Annotated in this window: 15 protein-coding genes, 1 tRNA gene and 1 other RNA gene; 8 read left to right on the top strand and 9 right to left on the bottom strand. The window is 71.2% G+C overall.

Annotation, left to right across the window (positions count from 1 at the left end; translation table 11 throughout):
* Positions 1-93: 93 nt before the first annotated feature.
* Positions 94-699, top strand: a complete 606-nt coding sequence (locus PXH83_RS13795) for a response regulator transcription factor (protein WP_274560336.1) — start codon at positions 94-96, stop codon at positions 697-699.
* On the opposite strand, the gene PXH83_RS13790 is transcribed toward PXH83_RS13795, so the two are convergent.
* The 5 genes from PXH83_RS13790 to PXH83_RS13770 form a co-directional block, all read right to left on the bottom strand.
* Positions 622-2,472 carry an ATP-binding cassette domain-containing protein gene (locus PXH83_RS13790; protein WP_274560334.1) on the bottom strand — a complete coding sequence of 617 codons (1,851 nt, stop codon included), beginning with the start codon at positions 2,470-2,472 and terminating at the stop codon, positions 622-624. The genes PXH83_RS13795 and PXH83_RS13790 overlap by 78 nt on opposite strands.
* A complete protein-coding gene (locus PXH83_RS13785) occupies positions 2,469-4,217 on the bottom strand; it encodes an ABC transporter ATP-binding protein (protein ID WP_274560333.1) in 1,749 nt (582 codons plus the stop codon). The genes PXH83_RS13790 and PXH83_RS13785 overlap by 4 nt, the downstream gene beginning before the upstream one ends.
* Before the next feature lie 68 nt (positions 4,218-4,285).
* Complete coding sequence (locus PXH83_RS13780; RefSeq protein WP_274560330.1) at positions 4,286-4,435, bottom strand: SapB/AmfS family lanthipeptide; 150 nt, start codon at positions 4,433-4,435, stop codon at positions 4,286-4,288.
* A complete protein-coding gene (gene lanKC / locus PXH83_RS13775; RefSeq protein ID WP_338054733.1) occupies positions 4,407-7,076 on the bottom strand; it encodes a class III lanthionine synthetase LanKC in 2,670 nt (889 codons plus the stop codon). Before lanKC ends, PXH83_RS13780 begins: the two co-directional genes overlap by 29 nt.
* Before the next feature lie 256 nt (positions 7,077-7,332).
* Positions 7,333-8,505 carry a sulfite oxidase gene (locus PXH83_RS13770; RefSeq protein ID WP_274560325.1) on the bottom strand — a complete coding sequence of 391 codons (1,173 nt, stop codon included), beginning with the start codon at positions 8,503-8,505 and terminating at the stop codon, positions 7,333-7,335.
* Positions 8,506-8,679: 174 nt separating this feature from the next.
* Between PXH83_RS13770 and PXH83_RS13765 the strand changes: the two genes are divergently transcribed.
* The 3 genes from PXH83_RS13765 (at position 8,680) to PXH83_RS13755 (ending at position 12,193) form a co-directional block, all read left to right on the top strand.
* Positions 8,680-10,074 carry an FAD-binding oxidoreductase gene (locus PXH83_RS13765; protein WP_274560323.1) on the top strand — a complete coding sequence of 465 codons (1,395 nt, stop codon included), beginning with the start codon at positions 8,680-8,682 and terminating at the stop codon, positions 10,072-10,074.
* An 85-nt stretch (positions 10,075-10,159) separates the two neighbouring features.
* Positions 10,160-10,918 (top strand): IclR family transcriptional regulator, encoded by a 759-nt coding sequence (locus tag PXH83_RS13760; RefSeq protein WP_274560321.1) that lies wholly within the window; start codon positions 10,160-10,162, stop codon positions 10,916-10,918.
* A 99-nt stretch (positions 10,919-11,017) separates the two neighbouring features.
* Positions 11,018-12,193, top strand: coding sequence for a PP2C family protein-serine/threonine phosphatase (locus PXH83_RS13755; protein WP_420803164.1), 1,176 nt, complete (start codon positions 11,018-11,020; stop codon positions 12,191-12,193).
* A 42-nt stretch (positions 12,194-12,235) separates the two neighbouring features.
* Here the strand turns inward: PXH83_RS13755 and PXH83_RS13750 are convergent, their stop codons facing one another.
* The 4 genes from PXH83_RS13750 to PXH83_RS13735 all read right to left on the bottom strand — a co-directional run bounded on the left by PXH83_RS13750 (position 12,236) and on the right by PXH83_RS13735 (position 15,741).
* Positions 12,236-12,658: a PIN domain nuclease gene (locus PXH83_RS13750; RefSeq protein ID WP_274560319.1), complete on the bottom strand. Its 423-nt coding sequence runs from the start codon at positions 12,656-12,658 to the stop codon at positions 12,236-12,238.
* A complete protein-coding gene (locus tag PXH83_RS13745) occupies positions 12,655-12,870 on the bottom strand; it encodes a type II toxin-antitoxin system VapB family antitoxin (protein WP_183066302.1) in 216 nt (71 codons plus the stop codon). Before PXH83_RS13745 ends, PXH83_RS13750 begins: the two co-directional genes overlap by 4 nt.
* A 79-nt stretch (positions 12,871-12,949) precedes the next feature.
* Positions 12,950-15,382 carry a helicase C-terminal domain-containing protein gene (locus PXH83_RS13740; RefSeq protein WP_274560312.1) on the bottom strand — a complete coding sequence of 811 codons (2,433 nt, stop codon included), beginning with the start codon at positions 15,380-15,382 and terminating at the stop codon, positions 12,950-12,952.
* Positions 15,383-15,653: 271 nt separating this feature from the next.
* Positions 15,654-15,741: transfer RNA gene (locus PXH83_RS13735), tRNA-Ser, on the bottom strand.
* A gap of 108 nt (positions 15,742-15,849) precedes the next feature.
* Here PXH83_RS13735 and ffs point away from each other — a divergent pair.
* The 4 genes from ffs to PXH83_RS13715 all read left to right on the top strand — a co-directional run bounded on the left by ffs (position 15,850) and on the right by PXH83_RS13715 (position 21,998).
* An RNA gene (gene ffs / locus PXH83_RS13730) (signal recognition particle sRNA small type) lies at positions 15,850-15,948 on the top strand.
* 42 nt (positions 15,949-15,990) lie between these two features.
* Positions 15,991-18,171, top strand: a complete 2,181-nt coding sequence (locus PXH83_RS13725; RefSeq protein ID WP_274560310.1) for a DNA polymerase III subunit gamma and tau — start codon at positions 15,991-15,993, stop codon at positions 18,169-18,171.
* Positions 18,172-18,276: 105 nt separating this feature from the next.
* The gene (gene purD / locus PXH83_RS13720) at positions 18,277-19,530 is read left to right on the top strand and encodes a phosphoribosylamine--glycine ligase (RefSeq protein ID WP_274560307.1); all 1,254 of its coding nucleotides are present in this window, start codon (positions 18,277-18,279) and stop codon (positions 19,528-19,530) included.
* 245 nt (positions 19,531-19,775) lie between these two features.
* Entirely contained in the window at positions 19,776-21,998 is a 2,223-nt protein-coding gene (locus tag PXH83_RS13715) for a hypothetical protein (RefSeq protein WP_274562815.1), read from the top strand.
* Positions 21,999-22,218 lie beyond the last annotated feature (220 nt).

The raw sequence follows: 22,218 nt of genomic DNA, 5'->3' as shown, positions 1-22,218 counted from the left end.
AGGACTTTCACACGGCGTGGAACAAGCCGAGACGAGGTGTGACAGCAGGGCGAGCTGTGACAGCAGGCCGCATACGGCCAGGTGGGAGCGACATTGATCCGCGTTCTTCTCGTCGAGAACACCCGCCTCGTGCGGGGGGCGCTCGCCGCTCTCCTGTCTCGCGAAAAGGACATCGAAGTCGTCGCCGAAGCAGACGGGAATGGTGACGCCCTGGCGAGGGCGGTGCTGTGCCGCCCCGACGTGGCCGTGGTCGACGTCGACTGCAAGGAGGGCGAGGAATTCGCCACCGGGGGTGAGCTGGCCGCGCGGCTCCCGGAGTGCCGAATGCTGTTGATGATGACCTCGCCGACACCCGAGCGCCTCCGGCGCATGCTCGACCTGCACGCTGCCGGTGTCATCAGTACGAACGCCCCACCGGACCGTCTCGTCTACGGCGTCCGCAAGCTGGTCAGGGGGAAGCGGTTCATCGACCCGGAATTCGCGCTGGTCGCGCTCGACGCGGGAGAGAACCCGCTGACCCCGCGGGAGGTGGATGTCCTGCGTATGACCGCTGACGGCATGCCTACGCGGGAGATCGCCGAGCGGCTGTCCCTGTCCGTCGGCACGGTCCGCAACCACCTCTCAGCGATCACGAACAAGGCCGGGGGACGCAACCGGATCGACGCCATACGGATAGCCCGGGAATCGGGCTGGGTGTGACCGTGGCACGGAGGACGCCGGGAACCGGTCCGCACTGGACGGCGCTGCGGGCGACGGGCCTGCCGCCCCAGCACCCCAGTGCCCGACCAGGTCACGGTAGAGCGCGGAGTCGGCCATCAGCTCCTCGTGGGTGCCGAGGCGGACCCGCGTACCGTCCATGACCAGCACCCGGTCGGCCCGCAGCGCCGAGCTGATGCGGTGGGCGACGACGATCAGGGTGCCCGGGCGGCGGGCGAACGCCTCCTCCGCGACCGCCTCGGCGACCGGATCGAGGTGGCAGGTGGCCTCGTCCAGCAGCGTCAGGCGCGGTGACGGGAGAAGGGCTCGCGCCAACGCGACGAGCTGGCGCTCGCCGGCCGAGAGCTCCTGGGGATCCAGCGGGGCGTCGTAACCGCCGATGCGCTCGACGAGCGGCCCCGCGCCGACGTCGCGTACCGCCGATTCCACGTCCTCCGGAGCCGCGCCGGGGGCAAGGTAGGTGAGGTTCTCCGCCAGGGTGCCCGCGAAGACGTACGCCTCCTGCGGGATCAGCACACGGTGCCGGGCCAGGTCGTCGCCGACCAGCGCCCGTACGGGTACGTCACCGAGGCGCACCTGCCCGGCCTGAGGTTCGAGCACTCCGGCGATCAGCGCGGCGAGGGTGGACTTTCCGGCGCCGCTCGGGCCGACCACGGCCAGGTGCTCGCCGGGGCGCAGTACGAGGTCGAGGTCGCGGATCACCGGCTCCGCGGACCGTGCGTAGCCGAAGGTGACACCGCGCAGCTCCACTGCGGATGTGCGGGGCTCCCCTGCCGGAACGCCGGTCCGGTCCTCCGGCTGCGGCACCTCGGCAGCCTCGGCCATCCGGCCGACGGTCACCAGCAGCCACAGCCCGCTGCCGCCGATTCCCTGGACGGTGCTCTGCAGAGCGGGTTGCAGGCTCTGCGACACGTAGATCACCGCGCCCAGGATCGCCCCTGCCGTCACGCCGTTGCGCACCAGCCAGGGCGCTCCCAGGAGGATGAGCATGAGGGGCATCCAGCCACTGACTCCCAAGGCGGCGGTCCTGGCCGCAGTGAGCCGCGCCAGTTTCACCACGGCCCGCGCCGCGTCGTCGACCTGTGCGCCTGCCTCCGCTCGTACGCGCTCCTCGGCGCCGCACGCGACCACGTCCCGCAGCCCGCCCGTGATGGCGCTCGTGGTTTCGGCGATGTGCTCGTCGGCCAGGATGACCGCCCGCTGCCGGGCGGCCATGGCCCGGAGCGCCGCGACGAACATACCGAGCCCGATCAGAAGTGGCGGCAGGACGAGGAGGAGCAGCACGGGGGCGAGGCCGGCCAGGCCCAGCGATACGCCGATGACGGTGACCACAAAGCTCTGTATGAACAGGACGACCGCGCCGTAGGCGTCCCGGGCCCGTTCCACATGCTCGGTGAGCCGTGCCACGCCGGCGGTGTCGGCCGGCTCGCCCAGCCGTGCGGACCGGTTCAGCGTGCCGGTGGTCACGAGGGTGACCAGCTCGTCCCGGAACGGTTCGATGAGCGCTGCGAGTCCCAGCGTGGCGTGCCGGGTTCCCCAGGCTCCGACGAGGTAGGCGCCCGCCAGCACGCCCAGCCAGGCGAATCCGGTGGCGGGCCGGTCGGCGAGGAAACCGCGGTCGACCGCGCGGGCCACGACCCACCCGGACAGGAAGGCCGGTACGGCCTGCACCAGCGACCAGCCCACGAGCCGCCAGTACTCCCGGCGCCGACGGCTCAGCGAGGAGAGCAGAATGCGGAACGACCGCCGAGTCACCGCGCACCCCCTCCACCCACGACTCCACTCATGACGGCCAACGGCTCGGTGACCGTGGGGGAAACCGGCTGGAACGCGGCCCGGTACTCAGGGTCCGCCCACAGTTCGTCATGAGTGCCCCGGCCGCGGACTCCGCCGTCGGCGAGCCAGACCACGAGCTCCGCCCGGGCCGCTGTGGACGGCCGATGCGTCACGATGAGGCGCGTACGGTCGGCGAGCGCGCCGGTGAGCACCTGGCTGATGTGGTGCTCGGTCACGGTGTCCAGGCTGGCGGCGACGTCGTCGAGCACGAGCACCCGCCTGGCCTGCACGAACGCGCGTGCCAGTCCGACTCGTTGCGCTTCCCCGCCGGATATCGGCGTGTCGGCGATCCGGCTGCGGTAGCCGGCCGGCATGTGCCGGATGAACGCGTCGGCGCGGGCCGCCGCGGCCTGCGCCGTCAGCTCGTCCGCAGAGGGGTTTCGTGGTCCGAAGCCGATCGCGTCGGCGAAGGTCTCACCGAGCAGTACCGGGCGTTCGAAGCCGTACGCCACCGCTTGCCGGAGATCGTCGCGCGTGAGGCGGCGCAGCGGCACGCCGTCGAGCAGCACGTCGCCTTCGTCCGGGTCGGCAAGGCGCCCGGCCAGCGCGGCCAGCAGCGACTTTCCGGCGCCGGAGCGTCCCACGACCGCGACCAGGGCGCCTCCGGGGACGGACAGGTCGAGGTCCTTGAGGACGGTGCCGCCCGCCCGCCGCACGGTCACACGCCGGAACTCCAACTGCCCGGAGCCTTCGGGAAGGTGCTCGTGGCCGTACTCCACGGGAGGCTCGGCGAGCACTTCCGTGATCCGCCCGGCTGTCGCGCGGGCGAGGGCGAGCTGGTTCAGCGAAGCCATCACGCTGCTGATGCCGGTTGCCATGATGACGTATTCACTCGCCGCGAGCAGCTCTCCCGGTGTGATCCGCCCCTGTGCGAGCCCCAGTCCGGCCACCGTGAGTACGGCGACCTCAAGCATGGGGACGACAAGATCTCCGCGCGCCGAAATCCGGGCGACCGCTCTCCACATCCCCAGCCCGTGGCGGTGCAGCTCCGGCAGCGGGGCGAGGACACGTCGCGCCTCGCGGTCGACCGTTCCCGCCGCGACGATCGTACGGATTCCGCCCAGGGCGTCGACGAGGCGTGCGGCGATTGTGCCCTGTACGCGGAAGTAGCCCTCGTTGGCGTCCGCGATGTCGCGGAGGAAGGCGCGTACCAGGAACATCACGAGGGGCAGCCCCACCAGGAAGGTGAGGCACAGCCAGGGATCAATGAGCGCGAGCGCGACGATCGCGCCGAGCGGTGGGACGACGTCCATGACGACCCACACCAGGCCCGACGCGAAGTTCCCGGTCCTGGCGGCGTTGCCCACCAGCCGGCTCACCAGGTCTCCCGCCGTGAACCGGCGGGTGGCGCGCGGGCCCAGGGCGAGCACATGGCGCAGCAGCCCATGCCGCAGCCAGGCCGTCGCCCGGGCCTCGGCCAGCTGTCCGACGAGGTCGTCCACGGCGTCGAAGACCACCAGGACGAAGATCAACCCGCCGCTCAGGGCCAGCCACTGAGCCACGTCGTTGCCGCTGAGCACGGCGTCGACGCTGCGGCCGATGACGGCGGGCAGCACGATGGCGACGCCGGTGAGCAGCAGCGACGAGACCACCATGACGCCGACCCAGACACCGCCCCGCCGTGCTGACGCCAGGAGAAGGCGGTCCGCCGGTCGGAGGCCCATGTGTACTCCCGGTCGTGCTCGGTGGAGGCGTGGGGCGGGGGCGCACGAGGCGCCCCCGCATCGGGCGGTCAGTGGCCGCTGCAGAGCGTCAGGCTCAGGTTGCTGGGCTGGTGACCGCAGAGCAGCGTGCTGAAGCTGCTGCCGCCGCGCTTCTTGCTCTTGTTGCTGCCGTGGGCAACTACGTCCGGCTCAAAGGCTTGCAGTTCGAGCAGCGCCATGGATTTTCACCTCCTCCCTCAAAATCTCGTGGGGACGGTGGTGGTCGGTGCGTGCACCGGGTTCCGTCGGCGCGTGGGAGGCGAGGAACGGAAGGTGCACCGGTTGGTCGTGAAGGGCGGAGCCGACGGCGAGCAGTACGCCCGCGCTGCCGGTGGCCAGGTCCATGGAGAGCCGCAGCAGCTGCTCGCCGGGGAAGACCAGGTGGCCATCGAGGGTGAGTGCGTGCCATGACAGGCGGCGCACATGTCCGGCGACGACCGGGTCCCGCTCTGCGGCGGTGCCGGGGGGATGGGGTCGGCTGAGGCACAGGATCATGCCCGCCATGCCCTCGAAGAGTCCCGGCTGGATGAAGAACTGCTCCGTGGTCGCCCTGCGGATCGCGGCTGCTGCCTCGCGGAACTGGTCGTCCTGGCGGTAGGTGAGGTAGTCGTCGAGCACGAGGCCGATCCCCGCGCTGCCGTTCCCCAGGTACGGCAGGGTCCGCCAGCCCTCGTCGACTTCCATCGCCCCGCTGGGACGGACGACGCAGCGGCGCAGGTCCTGACGGAGCGCCGTGGCGGCCAGGTCGAGGAACTCCGGTTCTCCGGTGTCCTCGTAGAGCCGCACGAACAGCAGGGCGGGACCCGCCGAGCCGCGCAGCAGCCCGGCGCCGGCCCCCACCGCCTCGTCGGGTGATTCCAGCCGGTCGGCGACGATGCCCGCCACCTTGAGGGCGGCATCACGGAGCGCGAGGTCGCCGGTGGCCGTGGCGAAGTGCTGGAGGTTCAGGCCGATTCCCGCCAGGCCTCCTTGCAGGTCGAGCCCCAGTTGCTGCCACTCCTCGCCCATGCACATGTCGAGGACCTTCATGGCCTCGTCGCGGTGGCCGAGGTGGTCGAGGACGTACGCGACACCGTGCAGGCCGTCGAAGAAGCCGAGGTGCGTTCCCCGTTCCTCGCGCAGAGCCCGCTGTATGAGCCACTCCTCGTGCTCCGGGTGGCGTCCGGCGCCGACCGCGTCGAGCGCGTACAGCACCCCTGCCGCACCGTTCGCGAAGCCCAGGCCTCCACTCGGCGCGGCGAACTGCACGGGGTCGCCCGGGAAGAGCCTGTCGTCACGGTGCGGTGTGGCGGCCGCCAGGATGGCGGCGACCATGGAGTCGCGGGCACGGACCCACCCGCGGCGGTCCGGCTCCAGCCGCTGCCGCGTGCCGGAGCCTGTTGGCGGACCGCCGCCTTCCCCTTCTTCCCCTTCCCCGGTGATCACACGTACCGCTTCGTCGAAGAATCCGGGGGGCACCGGGAACGCCTCGGCGGCCTCTTCGGCGAGCTGCCGTGTCTTGCTCTCGTCGAGCTCGATCAGGCTGGTCAGCGGCATGAACATCCACAGTCGCAGGCAGGCCATTGCGTAGTGGTCGATGTCGATCCCCGTCCGGCCCTTCGGGGCCACGAACCCGGCGGCGGCAAGGCGTTGGGTGGCCCCTTGCTCCGCCGCGTCCAGCACGCCCTCGAAGTCGATCAGCACCACGCGGCCGTCCGGGCGAACCAGCATGTTGTCGGGGTGGATGTCGCCGATGACCAGGCCCCGGCTGTGCACGTCGGCGACCGCGCGCTCGACCTGGTCCAGCATGTCGAGGGCCCACGAGGTGTAGCCGGCGATGTCCGTGTCGTCGGCCTGCGGAAGCACGAGAGGGTACCGCTCGACGAAGAGGCTGTTGAGCGTCGGTCCCTCGACGAACTCCTCGACCAGGAAGTGATGGTCCCCCAGGACGAAGTGGTCGATCAGTGCGGGCACGCAATCGAGGCCGCGCAGCCGCTCAAGGGCTTCCCGCTCCTGGCGCTGCCTGGTGACCGCGTCCGCGGCGTCCAGCGTGAGCCCTGCGTACGGCCGGGCCTCCTTGAGCACGACTCGCTGTCCTGTCCGTACGTCCTGACCGGTGTACAGCCCACCGCCGTTGGAGAAGTGCAGGGCGCCCTCGATGCGGTACGGCAGGTCGGTGACGGTCGTGCTGTTGCGCGCGGCCAGGTGGGGTTCGAGGAAACCGGGCAGCGTCACCCACTCGGGCACACGGAACGCCGGTCCTCGCAGATCGGGCACCAGCCTGCCGGATCCGTCCTCGATCGCCGGCACCGTCTCTCCCTCGGGAGAGACGCAGGTCCGGTAGGCAAAGCCGCCGTACCTGACGTAGAGCGGCCCGGGACCCCAACGGAGGTCGCTGAGGATGTAAGGCCCCGGTTGGCCCTCCAGGATCTGCCCCAACTCGGTGGCTGTGCGCTGGAGTTGCTCCTCGTCCGCCGGATAGATCGTCACGAACTTCGCACTGGACCCCCGGGAGGCGTATTTCGCGTTGGCGAACAGCAGAATGTCCATGCTCCGGAGAAACTTGAAGGAGATCCTCCGTGGGACGCAGTAGTCCCACACCGCCGTGAGGATCTCCTTGGCATTGTCGAGGCAGGCCGAGGCATGGATTTTCCAGCCCTGCGGGGGGAGGTCGAGACCGGGGGGATCGAAGACCACCCAGTTGTCGAGCTCGTAACGCTCCCACCCCTCCGGAGCCGGACATCGGGCCAGGTCGAAGTCGCTGCCGCTGCTTTGATCCTGCACGCGGGTAGGCGCGTCGTAGAAGTGCGTGTCCATGAGGCAAAAGACCTCGTAGCGCATGTCCACGGGAAGCTCCGCTCGTGGGGGGAATGTTCACCCGGGATCACTAGTGAGGATTCCAGAGCCGACCCGTCGCGGAACACCACCCTTTGTCACGCATGCGGCGTGAGAACGTCACCTCCGACCCGGGAAGAATGCGGTGCAACGGCGCCTGCCTGGGAATACGCCCCCGTGCACCGAACGGTCGCCGAGGACGACTACGACGGCGAACTCCGCTACGGCAGACAGCCCGTGGGCGCCTTGCAGGGCATCGCCGTCATGACGAGAACGACGAAACCTGCTGTTCGGCGACGCACAGCACCGGCATCCGCTGCACCAGGTTGTTGGCGAAGCCGCCCCGGTTCCAGGGCTGTTCGAGCGGCTGCGTGTTGCCTTCCGCGTCCGTAGCGCGGGCGCTGAGGACGTGGCTGCCGGGGGTGGCCGTCCACGATGCGTGCCACCCTCGCCAGGCCCAGGCGTGGCCGTCCTGCGGGGCGAGCGTGGCCTCGCTCCAGGAGCGGCAGTCGTCCGTACTCACCTCGACCCGCGTGACCGGGGCGCACCCGGACCAGGCCCGGCCCTCAAGAACCACCTGACCAGGGCGTACGACACGGGTCCTGGACATGAATTCCGGGAACCCGGGCGGGGCGATCAGGGCCCGCGGAGCGATGCGCGTCACCGGCTCGCCCGGCTCGTCGGCCTCCTGCCGCAAGCGGTATGCCACCGTCTGCTGGAAGCCGGTGAACGGCGCGTCCGTGAGCGTGATGTCGCGAAGCCACTTCACGTGCGCCATGCCGTACCAGCCGGGGACCACCAGCCGCAGCGGATGCCCGTGCTGCGGCGGCAGGGGCCGGCCGTTCATGCCGTACGCCACCAGCACCTCGGGACGCGGATCGCCGCCGGTGGCCACCTCCAGCGGCAGGCTCCGCCGGTAGTCCTGCTCCACGCCGCGCTCGACGCCGTGGTCGGCGCCGGTGAAGACGGCCTCGACGGCGTCGGGCTCGACTCCGGCCTCGGCGAGGAGGAGGCGCAGCGGTACGCCGGTCCACTCGGCCGTTCCGACCGCCTCGACGAGCCAGGGCTGGCTCACGGGCCGGGGTGTGAGCCGGGCCCGGCCGTTGCCCGCGCATTCGATCGTCACGCGGTGGGTGACCGCCGGGAACGAACGCAGCGTCTCCATGTCCAGCGTCAGCGGACGTCGGACGCGGCCGCCCACGGTGAGGCGCCAGTCGTCGGCGCGGGCGGCGGGGATGTCGTAGTGGACGAGTACGTAATGCAGTCCGGGCGGGGTCAGGTCGTAGCGCAGGGCTTCGAGCGGCAGTCCGTGGTTGCGGGTCGCCAGGGCGAGCTCCTCGGGGGTGATGCCCTCGGTGGGCTCCGCGATGCGGGCGGGCGGGCTGATGTCACCGAAGGGGTCGCTGAAGGGGTCGCTGGAGGGGCGGCTTTCCATGAATTCATCCTGCGCCTGTGCCCGGGACCCGGCACCTCAGGCGAAATCCGGCGGAATTGCGAGCCCCTCCCACCGGCAGGATCCTGGAAATGTCAGCCGTCGTGGTGTCGGGAGGCCGGTGGAAAGCGGTCTGCGTCGGGGTTCAATCCGCGTCTCGGTTTAAGGAGCAGGCCTATGGACGGCGCGACTCTGGAAGCGACGACTCTGGAAGCGATGGAGGCCGCGGTCCGCGGCCCGGTCATCGGCCCGCAGCACCCGGACTACCACCAGGCTCGCAAGATCTACAACGCGATGATCGACAGGTACCCGGCCGCCATCATGCGGTGCACGGACGCGGGCGACGTCATGGCAGCCGTCGATTTCATACGCGACCAGGGCCTCGAACTCGCCGTACGGGGCGGCGGACACAGCGGTCCGGGCCTGTGCGAAGTGGACGGCGGCGTCACCATCGACCTGTCGCCCATGCGCTGGGTGCACGTGGACCCCGAGACCAGGACCGCCCTCGTCGGCGGCGGCAGTCAGCTCGGCGACCTCGACCACGCCTCCCACGCCTTCGGCCTGGCCACACCCGCCGGAATCATGTCGACGACCGGCGTCGGGGGCCTGACCCTCGGCGGCGGCCACGGGCATCTCACCCGCAAGTACGGCCTGACGGTGGACAATCTGCTGGCCGCGGACGTCGTGCTCGCCGACGGCAGCTTCGTCACCGCGAGCACGAAGGAGCACCCGGACCTGTTCTGGGCACTGCGCGGCGGCGGCGGGAACTTCGGCATCGTCACGTCGTTCACCTTCCAGCTGCACCCGGTGCACACCGTGGGGCTCGGTATCACCGTGTGGCCGGTCGACCGTACGGCGGACGTATTGCGCTGGTACCGCGAATTCCTGCCGCAGGCCCCCGAGGACCTGAACGGCTTCTACAACCTGCTCACCGTCCCGCCCGGTCCGCCGTTCCCCGAGGAGATCCACAACCAGAAGATGTGCGGCGTGGTGTGGTGCTGGACAGGGGACCTGGCCGGCATCGACGACGCACTCGCCGGCGTCGGCGACGCGGGCCCGCCCGCCTTCCACTTCACGACGCCGATGCCCTACCCCGGGGTGCAGACCCTGTTCGACGAGCTGATTCCCGCTGGCCTGCAGTGGTACTGGCGCGGGCACTTCTTCGACCGCATTACGGACGAATCCCTCGACGTACACGCCAGGTTCGCCGAGAACGTGCCGACCGATCTCTCGACGGTGCACCTCTACCCGGTGGATGCCGCCGCCGGGCGCGTCGAGAAGGACGACACCGCGTGGAGCTACCGGGACGCGATCTGGTCCGGCATCGTCGGCGGCGTCGACCCGGACCCGGCCAAGGCCGAGATCATCAAGCAGTGGGCCGTCGACTACCACCAGGCTCTGCAGCCGCACTCCATGGGCGGCTCGTACGTGAACTTCATCGGCGCGGGCGAGGGCCAGGATCGCGTCAGGTCCACCTATCGGGACCACTACGGCAGGCTCGCCCAGATCAAGGCGACGTACGACCCGGAGAACCTCTTCCACGCGAACCAGAACATCGAGCCGGCCGGTTGAGCGGTTCTGCTCGTCGAGGACAGCTACGCCCACTCCAGGCCGAGGGGGCCTTGCCCGGTCCGTGAGTCGGGCGCACGCTGGTCACATGGCTGCGCACGACGGCCCTACGCTCATCACTTCCGTACAGCGAGCCTTCCGCCTGTTGGAAGCGGTGGGCGCGCACGGGAACGGGGCGCCGGCGAAGCAGCTGGCACGCGAGACGGGCCTGCCTCTGGCCACCACCTATCACCTGTTGCGGACGCTGGTCCACGACGGGTACGTACGGAAGCTGGACGACGGCGGGTTCGTCATCGGCGACCAGCTGGACGTGCTGCATGCCGGAAGCCGCGGGCAGGCGCTGCTCAGCCGTATCCGCCCCACGCTCGCCGCTCTGCGGGACGAACTGTCGACCGCCGCCTACCTGACCTTCTACGAGGAGGGCGAGATCCGGGTCGCCGAGATCGTCGACAGCCCCCGGGCACAGCGGGTCGACCTCTGGGTGGGATTCGAGGACGCCGGGCACGCCACCGCGCTCGGGAAGTGCGTGCTGCGCGAGCTGGACGACGAGTCCCGCAACGACTACCTCTCCCGGCACTCCCTCGCCGACCTCACGCCACGGACCATCACCCGGCGTTCCGAACTGATCCGGCGACTGGAGTCGCCGACCACCGCCCCGGCCGTCCTGGACCTGGAGGAGTACGCCCTCGGTACGGTCTGCGTCGCGGTGCCGGTCTACAGCGGCGACAAGCTCGGCTCGCTCGGCATCTCCATGCCGGCGGACCGGCTCTCCCGCATCGACGAGGTGCGAGAGCGTCTGGTGCCCACAGCCAGTCGCGTGACCAGGGGCCTTTCGCTCACTATCTGAAATTTCTGTCCTTGTGGCGCCCGCACGGACCCTGTTCCCTGAACGAAAGGGACATTTGGGCGTATGCCCCGCCACCAGGAGAGGACTGCGAACCACAACATGAGTCAGGCGCGAGACCATGAAGGCGGCTGGTGGCCGACGTGGCCGTTCACGAAGACCCGGACCGGAGCCGCCGCGCACTTCGCCTCCGTTGCGCCCGTACTGATCGTCTCTGTCGTTGTACTCCTCGGCCTCGTCAGCGGAGCCGCGATGACCTGGCTGCCCCTGCTCGCCGCCGGACCCGCGCTGGCCGCCACCACCAGCCGGCCGCGGGGAGTTCTGTGTGTCGGCTTCCTCGCCGCCGTTCTGGGCGCTGTGCTCGGGGTTCGAGACGGCGTACCGGGTCGCGAGCTGGCGATCGTGCTCTCGGCGTTGGTCGCCGTAACCCTGGCGAGTGGCTTGGCCAGCGCGCTGCGCGTGCGCCGCGAACGGGTACTCGCGGCCGTGCGCTCGGTCGCCGAGGCCGCCCAGCACGCCCTCCTCAAGCCCGTGCCCGCGACGGTCGGCCCGTTTCAGGTGGCCGTCCGCTACAGCGCCGCCGATGCGGAGGCCCGCATCGGCGGGGACCTCTACGCGCTGGTGCCGACTCCGTACGGGGTCAGGCTGATCGTGGGCGACGTGCGCGGAAAAGGACTGCCCGCGGTGGGCACCGCCGCCCTGGTGCTCGGTGTCTTCCGTGAGGCCGCCTACGACGAGCCGGACCTCCTCGACGTCGTCGGCAGGATCGAGCGAAGCCTGGCGCGCAATCTGGGTTCCGACGACTTCGTCACCGCCGTGGTCGCCGGGTACCCGGGAGCCGGGGTCATGGAGGTGGTCAACTGCGGACACGCGCCGCCGCTGGTGGTCCGCGATTCACACGTACTGGCCGTCGAGCCGACCCATCCGGCCCCACCGCTCGGGCTGCATGCCTTCACCGGCGAGACTCCGAGCCTTCAGACACTGCCCTTCGCCGACGGTGACCAGCTGCTCCTCTACACCGATGGTGTCACCGAGGCCCGCAACCGCGATCGTGAGTTCTACCCGCTCGTCGAGCGGGTGGCGCGGCACGTGTCGGACGAGCCCTCCCGCACCCTCGCCGCGCTCCACGACGAGCTGCTGGCGCACGTCGGCGGCCGGCTCCACGACGACGCGGCGCTGCTCCTGCTCCGGAAACCGGCCGCTGTCGGCGGCCTGGCGGACCGGCTTCTCACTCAGTCTCAGCACGCTGACGCGGCTGGGGGAGAGGTCCGGTTGTAAGGGAAGCCGAGTTGTAACGGAAGCCGAGACCCGGACGGAGGCTTACTTGCCGGGCTCCGGGCCGTACCACTGGAGGAGCTGGCCAGTCACTGCCGCGATGCACTCGAAGTCGTGGTCGCGATGAAGGAGGGTGAGCCCTTGCAGCTCGGCTGTCGCGGCGACGACGAGGTCGACGGCACCGGTGCTTCGGTGCTTTCCCTGTTTGGTGAGGGCGTCCTGGACCTGCCAGGCGCGGTCGTAGGCGCGGTCGTCGACGGGAACCCAGCCAAAGATCAGCCGCATGTCCTCGATGCCGCGCGCCCGGTCGGCCGCCGACCGGGCGCTGTAGAAGAACTCCAGCTCGGTGATGGGGCAGGTCGCGATGAGGCCGGCGGCTGCCGCTTGGTCCCAGCCGTACTGTTCCGCATCCCCGCGCATGAGGCGCGCGAGCGCGCTGGTGTCGATCAGGAACTGCGCCGCGTTCACCGCCGGTAGTTCCTCTTGTTCTCGAACAGCTCCAGGTCGAAAGCGCCCTCGTCGGCCGCGGCACGGAGCCGGGTGAGCGCCAGGGCGCGGCGCCGGTTCTCCAGCACTTCGCGCAGGGCGGTGTTGACAGTCTCCTTCTTGGTGCTCGTTCCCAGGGCTTTCGCCACGTCGGCGACCAGCTCGTCGTCCAGATCGATGACGGTCCGACTCATGTACACCCTCCTGGATATCAAGTGTGGCTTCAAATATATCTCGCAAGTTGTATTTTGTTGCCGCCGGACCGCTCGGGTCCTATGCGGGCATCACGCCGTGGATCCGGGAGAGGGTGAAGACGCGTTCGGCGTCCCGCAGGTGGCACCAGGCTTCGAGATAGGGCGGGTCGAGGGTGAGGCGGTCGAGGGTGCGTACGGTGCGGCTTCCTGACGCGGCGACGTAGTCGACCGTGACGGCCGTACCGGTGTCGATGGCATGGGCCAGCTGGCGGACATCGCTGTACGACAGCAGCTTCGCGTACCCGGCGACGATCTCTTCGGTATCCGTGCCGAAGGGGACTCCGCCGGGCCCGAACGGGTCGGGTTCCGGTGTGGTCGGCGGGGCGGTCAGGAGTCGGGCGGCCAGGGCGTTCAGGTCGGACGCGGCGGGGGCCTTCGCCGCGTGGCGAGCCGTCGTGCTTCGGAGGCCGGCCTGCGCTCGGGCGTTCCGTGGGGCCGGTACGGGTGCGGCGGCCCGATGGGGCCGGGTCTTCTCGATGCGTACGGTTCCGTCGGCCGTCTCGGCCACGGGAGCGTAGCCCTCGGCTCGAAGCGCGGCGAGGGTCTGGTCGAGTGGGCTGCGGCTGACCAGGACCGTCGGGGCGAGCTGTCGCAGGCCGAGCTTGGCGAGCTTGCTGTGGACGGCGATTTCGGCCAGGAGCGCGGGCTCCTCGCCGTGGATGACGCAGGCGGCAGGGGCGATGCGTACGCGGCCGTGACTGCGAGCGGTGTCGGCGATCAGATACGTAAGGGGCTGGGGCAGGGGCCCGGCGGCGATGGCGGACAGGTCGGCTGTGATCTCGTCCGAGGTGCGGCCGGAGTCCAGGGCTCGCCGGATGCTGACAGCGCTGAACCGCCACACCGAGGCCGTGCCGCGGGTTTCCCGGTCCGCGGCGGAATCCAGGAGCGCGTCCAGTCGCGCGGTCGGTGTTCCGGTGACGACGGCGGTGAGGTCGACGCCGATCCGGGCCGTGCCGGTGGCCGCGGGCAGCAGACGCCGGCACACGGCGGCAAGTTGGTCCGTATCGTCGGCTCGTAGGGCGGTGCCGAGGGGCGACAGGGCGCCGCGGGCGAGTACGCCGAGCAGTTCGGCCTCGCGGATCGCGGTGGCGAACGGTGTTTCGCCCTGGGGTGTCGGGTCGGCGAGCGGGCGGTGCCATGCCACGAGCATCCCCAGGTCCGAGGTGGTTCGCGCTCCCTGCCCTGCCGGGAGGTGCGCCGCGGCGGCGAGCAACCCGAGCCGGGTCTGCAAGCAGCCGCCGCAGGGCGGCGCCCCGGAGACTGCGGGGAGTGCCTTGTCGTCCTCGTCGCGTGCCTGCGAGGGGGTGAGGGGCAGGTTCCGCCATGCCTGGAGCAGCGCGGCGAACTGTTCCGAGGGTTTCTGCGCCGCCCAGGCGTCGTATGCCTTGGTGGGGGCGACGCGGTCGCCGTCCCGGGCCAGTAGTCCTGCCGCGTGCGCGGCCTCCAGCGTGATGCGTACCACGGCGTCATCGGCTTGGGCGGCCTTGCCGATGCGGGCCAGTTCACGTGCGCCGACACCGCCGGACTTAAGCCTGGCCGGCGGCGCCGCCGAGCATGCCGACAGGACCGAGGCGGCATGCGCTGCGAACGCCGTGGCTGCGGCTGTCGCCTCCCGGTCCACCTCCGCCGCGGTGACGGACACCAACTGCACGGCGGGCGGCCGGGGTTCGAACGGCGCGTGCCAGGCGGGCCCGCGCAGTGCGAGTGCGACCTCGACGGGCATCCGGGCGGGGCCGTACCAGCGGCGGTCCCGGATCAGAAGCCCTCGGTCCAGCGCCCATCGCTCGCCCGGTTCGGAGTCGGCGCCGGGAGCCCCGAACATGATGGACCCGGCCTGTGACGACCCGGACTGCGCTCGACGCTCCAGCAGTTTCCGGGCCGCCGCAGGTGCCTTCGCGACCACCGAGGCAACCCATTCAGGATCACTGTGGTGTGCGACCAGCGCTGTCATGCGCTGCTGCTTGGTGCCGGGCGGCTTGACGCCCAGCGCCGCCAACATGCCGCGCAGCTCGTCGGAGGTCATGTCCGCCAGCAGCACCGCCAGTGGTGCGTCCAGCCCGAGCGGCGCCTCCCACGCCTGTCGCAACGGTGCGGCCATGTGGAGCCGTCCGCTGTGGTCCGGCCAGACCAGCGCGTGTCCGGCCAGTGCCTCCAGGGTTGCCTCCAAGGCGCGGCCGGCCTCGCCGGCCGTCGCTCCCAGCAGCTTCGCCAGGGCCTCGCGCGACGCGGGCGCCCCCAACGCCGCCACGGCCTCGGCCACCTGCAATTCGGGCAGGGTGAGCAGGGGCAGCGCGAGTGCCACCGACCCTGGCCGCTGAAGACGGTCCGCCAGCTCCCCCACCGAGCGCGGCTCCGGAGGGGACGCGGTGTCCCTCCGTGTCGCGAGCACGCGTGCCAGGCGCGGGCCGTCGAGACCGCGCAGCCAGGCTGTCAGCGTTGATCCGGATGCCATGGAGAACCTCTCCTCAGGTCAAGGAACGCGCCATGGTCGGACCTCGGCCAGTCCGGCGCCGAGCTCAAGGATTGCCTGTCTGGTGGGCCTGGATGTGTCGCAGGGCGGAAGATTCCCGCCCACGGGTGTCGTCGAGCTGTGGGACACGCCCTGCCCGCCCGTCGAAATTTCCTGAATTCTCCGGCATGAAGGCAGCCAAAACTGCAACCACGGAACGCAGAAGGCCCCGGCCGGTTTCCCGGTCGGGGCCTTCAAGTGCCCGGTGAGGCACTGGCGGAGGATACGAGATTCGAACTCGTGAGGGGTTGCCCCCAACACGCTTTCCAAGCGTGCGCCCTAGGCCACTAGGCGAATCCTCCGCCGCAAACAATACAAGACGTTGAGGAGTGCTCGCGAACACGTTCCGCCGCGTTGCCCGTGGTCGGGGCCCGGCTCGTTTTCCCGGTGGGCGATCCGCTACTGTGGGGGCCAGCCCCTCACGTGGCGCTATCTCACCGAACTCCCCCAGGGCCGGAAGGCAGCAAGGGTAAGTGAGCTCTGGCGGGTGCGTGGGGGGCGCTTGCGTTGGGCGGGGTCGGTTGTCAGTGGGTCCCGATAACCTCGTATACGTGTCGTCCCTTGCGCTGTACCGCCGTTACCGTCCCGAGTCGTTCGCCGAGGTCATCGGGCAGGAGCATGTCACTGCCCCCTTGCAGCAGGCCCTGCGCAACAACCGGGTCAATCACGCGTACCTGTTCAGTGGGCCGCGCGGCTGTGGAAAGACGACCAGCGCGCGCATCCTCGCCCGCTGCCTGAACTGTGAGCAGGGGCCTACGCCCACCCCGTGCGGCCAGTGCCAGTCCTGCCTCGACCTGGCCAGGAACGGCCGGGGATCCATTGACGTCATCGAGATCGACGCCGCTTCGCACGGTGGCGTGGACGATGCCCGTGACCTGCGGGAAAAGGCCTTCTTCGGGCCCGCGAGCAGTCGATACAAGATCTACATCATCGACGAGGCGCACATGGTCACCCCGGCGGGCTTCAATGCCCTGCTGAAGGTGGTCGAGGAGCCGCCGGAGCACCTCAAGTTCATCTTCGCGACGACGGAGCCCGAGAAGGTCATCGGCACGATCCGTTCGCGTACGCACCACTACCCCTTCCGCCTGGTGCCGCCGGGGACGCTTCGCGACTACCTGGGCGAGGTGTGCGGCAAGGAGGGCATCCCCGTCGAGGAGGGAGTCCTGCCGCTCGTCGTACGGTCCGGGGCCGGGTCGGTGCGTGACTCGATGTCCGTCATGGACCAGCTCCTCGCCGGAGCGGCCGAGGACGGTGTGACATATGCCATGGCCACCGCGCTCCTCGGGTACACGGAGAGCTCGCTGCTCGACTCCGTCGTGGATGCTTTCGCGGCGGGTGACGGGGCTGCCGCTTTCGAGATCGTGGACCAGGTCATCGAGGGTGGCAACGATCCTCGCCGGTTCGTGGCGGACCTGCTGGAACGGCTGCGTGACCTGGTGATCCTGGCCGCCGTGCCGGACGCGCGGGAGAAGGGGCTCATCGATGCCCCGGCGGACGTCGTGGAGCGGATGCAGGCGCAGGCTTCGGTGTTCGGCGCGGCCGAGCTGAGCCGCGCCGCCGACCTGGTCAACACCGGGCTCACCGAGATGCGTGGCGCCACCTCGCCGCGACTGCAGCTGGAGCTGATCTGCGCCCGGGTGCTGCTGCCCGCCGCCTTCGACGACGAGCGCTCGCTGCAGGCCCGTCTCGACCGCCTGGAGCGGGGCGCCGGTGGCGGCTTCATGGCCGCGGGTGCGGCTCCTGGTCCCGCTATGGGGTACGTGCCGGGGCCCGAGGCTCATGCTGTGCCTGGCGTATCCGGTGCGGCTGCTCCTGTGGCTCCTGTGGCTCCTGTGCCTTCTGCGCCCGTCGCCGCTCCTGTATCCGCTCCGGTGGCGGAGGCTCCTCCCGTCGAGAGCGTGGGTGGCGGGCAGCCGCAGCGTCCCGGCGCCTGGCCGGGTGCGGGTGGTTCGGGTGGTGCCGGAGGCGGTGGCGGGCAGGAAGCCGGGCGCCGGCCCGGTGGCTGGCCCACGGCCTCCTCGCCCGGGCAGGGCCGGCCCGAGCCGCAGCCCGCCCCCGTGCAGGCCCCGCCCGTCGCTGCGGCGCCCGCGCCCGCGCCGGCGAACCCGGCACCGGCCGCCCAGGGGGCCGTACAGGTGCAGAACATGTGGCCCGGGATCCTGGAGGCCGTCAAGAACCGGCGGCGGTTCACCTGGATCCTGCTCAGTCAGAACGCGCAGGTCACCGGCTTCGACGGAACCACGCTCCAGCTCTCATTCATCAACGCCGGAGCCCGTGACAACTTCACGAGCAGTGGCAGCGAGGACGTGCTGAAGCAGGCGCTGGCCGAGTCCTTCAACGTGCAGTGGAAGGTCGAGGCGGTCGTCGACCCGTCGGGTGGTGGCCAGCCGCCCGGTAGCGGCGGCGGCTCCGGTGGCGGTGGTGGTTTTGGCGGGCGGCCGCCCGCTGCCCCGGCTCCGCGTCCCGCCCAGCAGCCCTACCAGACCGGCCCGGCCGCCCCCGCGCCCCAGGCGCAGGCCCCCGCCCAGGCGCCGCCGCGTACGGCGCCCGAGCCTTCTCCCGGCCCTTCCTACGCCGCGGAATCGTCGCCCCCGCCTCCCCCGATGGCGATCGAGGACGACGTACCGGCGGAAGACGATCCGGACCTCGTCGACTCCGCGCTGTCCGGCCACGACCTGATCGTGCGGGAGCTGGGCGCGACCGTCGTCGAAGAGTTCGTCAACGAGCAGTAGCGGCGAGTACGACGGGCGAGTACGCGAGTGCGGCGAGCGAGACAGGACGCGTACGAGCGGGCAGCGCGGCGGGGTGACCGCGGCGCGCGGGCTAGGCTGCACCCCGTGAAGGTCCTCGTCATCGGCGGCGGCGCCCGCGAACACGCCCTGTGCCGCTCTCTGTCCCTCGATCCCGACGTCACCGCCCTGTACTGCGCCCCCGGCAACGCCGGCATCGCAGAGGTGGCCGAGCTGCACCCGGTGGACGCCCTCGACGGTGCCGCCGTTGCCCGGCTCGCCACCGAGCTCGGCGCCGGCCTCGTCGTCGTCGGCCCGGAGGCGCCGCTCGTCGCCGGGGTCGCCGACGCCGTGCGCGCGGCCGGTATCCCCTGCTTCGGCCCGTCCCGGGAGGCCGCCCAGCTGGAGGGCTCCAAGGCCTTCGCCAAGGACGTGATGGCCGGGGCGAACGTCCCCACCGCCCGTAGCTACGTCTGCACCACCCCCGAAGAGATCGACAGGGCCCTGGACGCCTTCGGCGCTCCGTATGTCGTCAAGGACGACGGCCTCGCCGCGGGCAAGGGCGTCGTCGTGACCGACGACGTCCAGGTGGCCCGCGCGCACGCACTGGCTTGCCGGCGCGTGGTCATCGAGGAGTTCCTCGACGGTCCCGAGGTGTCGCTGTTCGCCATCACCGACGGCGTGACCGTGCTGCCGCTGCAGCCCGCGCAGGACTTCAAGCGCGCCCTCGACGGCGACGAAGGCCCGAACACCGGCGGCATGGGCGCGTACTCCCCGCTGCCGTGGGCCGACCCCAAGTTGGTCGACGAGGTCATGGCGACCGTCCTCCAGCCGACCGTCGACGAGCTGCGCCGCCGCGGCACGCCCTTCTCCGGGCTGCTGTACGCGGGCCTGGCGATCACCTCGCGCGGCGTACGGGTCATCGAGTTCAACGCCCGGTTCGGCGACCCGGAGACCCAGGTGGTCCTGGCCCGCCTCAAGAGCCCGCTGCTGAGCGTCCTGCTCAACGCCGCCAACGGCACGCTCGACGCCGAGCCGCCGCTGAACTGGCGCGACGACGCGGCCGTGACCGTTGTCATCGCCTCGCACAACTACCCCGAGACGCCGCGCACGGGCGACCCGATCGAGGGCCTCGACGAGGTGGCGGCCCAGGACGCGCCCCATGCGTACGTCCTGCACGCCGGTACCAAGCGGGAGGGCGACGCCGTTGTGAGCGCGGGCGGCCGTGTGCTGTCGGTGACCGCGACGGGATCCGACCTGGCGCAGGCACGCGAGCGGGCGTACGCCGCGGTGGCCAGGATCCGGCTCGACGGATCGCAGCACCGTACGGACATCGCCCAGAAGGCCGCGTCCGAGTCCTGAGCCCGATGCCCGACAGCCCGATGCCCGACGGCGTCAGCACCTTTAGCCGAAGCCATTCCATCGAGTGACCGCTGAGCCATCCGGCTGACGGCCGCCGCAGCCCCAACTAGGGTGCGGCGCAAGCGTTCCGGCACTTGGCCCTCCGACATTGCGATGTCAGTGGGGGGTGCCACAGTGGGGGAGTGAGCAAAGCCGTCGCAGGGCGAAGGGGGTGACGTCCGGCCGTGTCCGGTACCGGTACTGGAATGGAGATGGGCGCGCAGTCCGCGCGTTCCAGGGCTCTCGCTGTGCTGCGCATTCGCAGCAGAGCGCTGGCTGTCGCCCTGCTGCCTGCGGCTGTCGCCGTCGTGCTGCTCGCGGGCGGCGCCACGGGGCATTTCGGTGGAGGGGGCTGGGAAGCCGCGCGCTGGGCGGTGACTGTGTGCGCCGTGGTGGTGCTGCTGGTCGCGGCGGCCGTAGCGGCCGTGATCGTACGGGCAAGGCCCGCCGTAAGTCCCACAGTGCAGGTCGCCGAGGAATCCGCACCCGATCTTTACCGGCTCGTAAGGGACCTGGCGGACCGCCTGGAGGTGCCGGCGCCGTCCGCGATAGCGCTCACCCCCGACTGCGACAGCTGGCTGGAGGACCGCACCCACCCGGCGTCGGCTTCTGCTTCCGCTTCCGCTTCCGCTTCCGCCTCCACGCCGATACCGGACGCCGGGCGGCGCCGGGTCGCCGCTGCACCGGTGCTGGTCATCGGCTCGCCCTTCCTGTGGTGGATGCGGGTGGCCGAGCTGCGCGCGGTGCTCGCCCCGGTCGTCGCCGGTACGGGGCCCTCCGCGCACCCCGACATAGCCGCCGCCCGGCGCTTCGTGCGCGGCCTGGACGCGGCGGTGGCTGTTGCCTCCAGGCCCGGGCTGGGTCCGGTTCGCCGTATCCCACTGTGTTTCCTCGGCTGGGTCGCGCGGTTGCTGCTGCGCAGCTGCCGGGTGCACGGCGCGGAGATGGAGCGGGGTGTCGCGACCGCCGCGTCCGAGCGCGCACAAGCTGTGGACTACGGGCTGCGGATCGTCGCCCAGGAGCAGGTCGGCCTCGCGTACGCGGGCTGGGACCGGCTGATGACCCGGGTCGCGCTGCCCGCCTGGCGCATGGGCCGCTGGCCGTCCCGCCTGGATGTGGGAGTGGTCTCCGCGCTCACGGAACTTTCGCGGCGCGACCGCCTCGCCGAGGGCTTCACCTCCCGTCTGGGTGAGCGCCCCGCGTGCGATCTGCTCGAAGAGCCGGGTGCGGTGGACGAGGCCGTGTCCCTGCTCGCCGCCCGGCTTTTCCACGGCGGGCCCGCGGAGCCCGGGCCCGACTGGTCGCCGGTGGACTGGCAGCAGTATCCGGAAGAGGTCGTCGACCGGAAGTGGCGTGCGGACGCAGCCCGGCTGCACCGCGTCTTGGACAAGATGGGCGTACGCCGCTCACCCGGCTCCACCGGCCGCGTGGGCCCGACACTGGACCGCGTGATGGACCACCTGTCCACGCACGACAGCGCCACAGGCGAGACGGGCCCCCCGGCCGACGGCACGCGCTCGACGGACGGCCCGGGCCGCACCGGCGACACCGGCTCGACGGACGGCACGGCCGAGACCGCCGACCTGGGTCAGGAGAGCACGACGGCCGAGACCGGCGACCCAGCGCGTACCGGCGCCACAAACGCCACCGGTGATGATCACACCGGCAACCCCGGGCGCCCCGGCGACACAGAGCACACCGGCCACCCGGCCCCTACCGGCGACCGGGGCCACAGCGGGGCCAGCGGCGACCCTGACTACGCCGGCGACCCCGGGCGCACCGGCGAAGCAGGACGGACCGCCGCCCCGGGTGGCGACCCGGGCCGAGCGAGCGCCGGGAGCGGCGACCCCGCTGGCACCAGCGCCTCGGGGCAGGCGAGCGCGACGGGCGAGACCGGCGATCCGGCGCATACCGGCGCCCCAGATGTCACCGGCGATGACCACACCGGCGACCCCGCGCGCACCGGCGGCGCAGGCGCCCCGGCCCGCACCGGGGGCCCGAGGTCCACCAGCGACCCCCGCCACCCCGCCGACCCCCACCACGCAGGCGACGCGCTTGCTGCCGGGATCAGTGCCGAGGTGGCGCGGGAAGAGGCCGCTGCCCCGCCGCCCGCACCGCACGGGCTCGGGGACGACGATCTTTGGGACACCGGGCCCCTCCCGCTCTTCCCGCTCCAGCCGCCCCGCACCGGCCGCGAGCTGCTCGCCGATCACGTCACCGCCATGGTCTGCTGCGCCGCCGTCGACACCGCCGGAGCGGCGCCCGGTCTGGACTGGCTCGACGGTCCCGCCCTCCTGATCGACGGTGAACGCCGTGCCGACCTCGGCGGCCGCGTCCTGAGCCTCGTCGAGGACGGCGACGCGGAGCCGCTCCGCTCCTGGCTCGCTTCCGTCGGCGTACGCCCGGAGAAGCCGGTCCGCCTCGTCTGAGCCGCCCGAGTCCGGGCCGAACCCCACCAGCCTCTGTGGTCCGTGAGGTGGCGCAGGGCCACCGCAGCCCCGCCTGTCGACCTCGCGGAGCGGAGGATGACCTTCCGTTCACGTCAATTCGCGACGAACGGTGACGGAGTGAGTGCGTTATGTGATGTGCTGGGGGTCGGTAGCTGACAAGTGAAGCACCACAGTTGTCTCGGGGGCCAAAGGGAGGGAA

The sequence above is a fragment of the Streptomyces spiramyceticus genome (genome assembly GCF_028807635.1).
In the GTDB taxonomy this organism is placed as follows: domain Bacteria; phylum Actinomycetota; class Actinomycetes; order Streptomycetales; family Streptomycetaceae; genus Streptomyces; species Streptomyces spiramyceticus.
The sequence above is the reverse complement of the archived record's forward strand: the minus strand, read 5'-3'. Positions and strand labels throughout refer to the sequence as shown.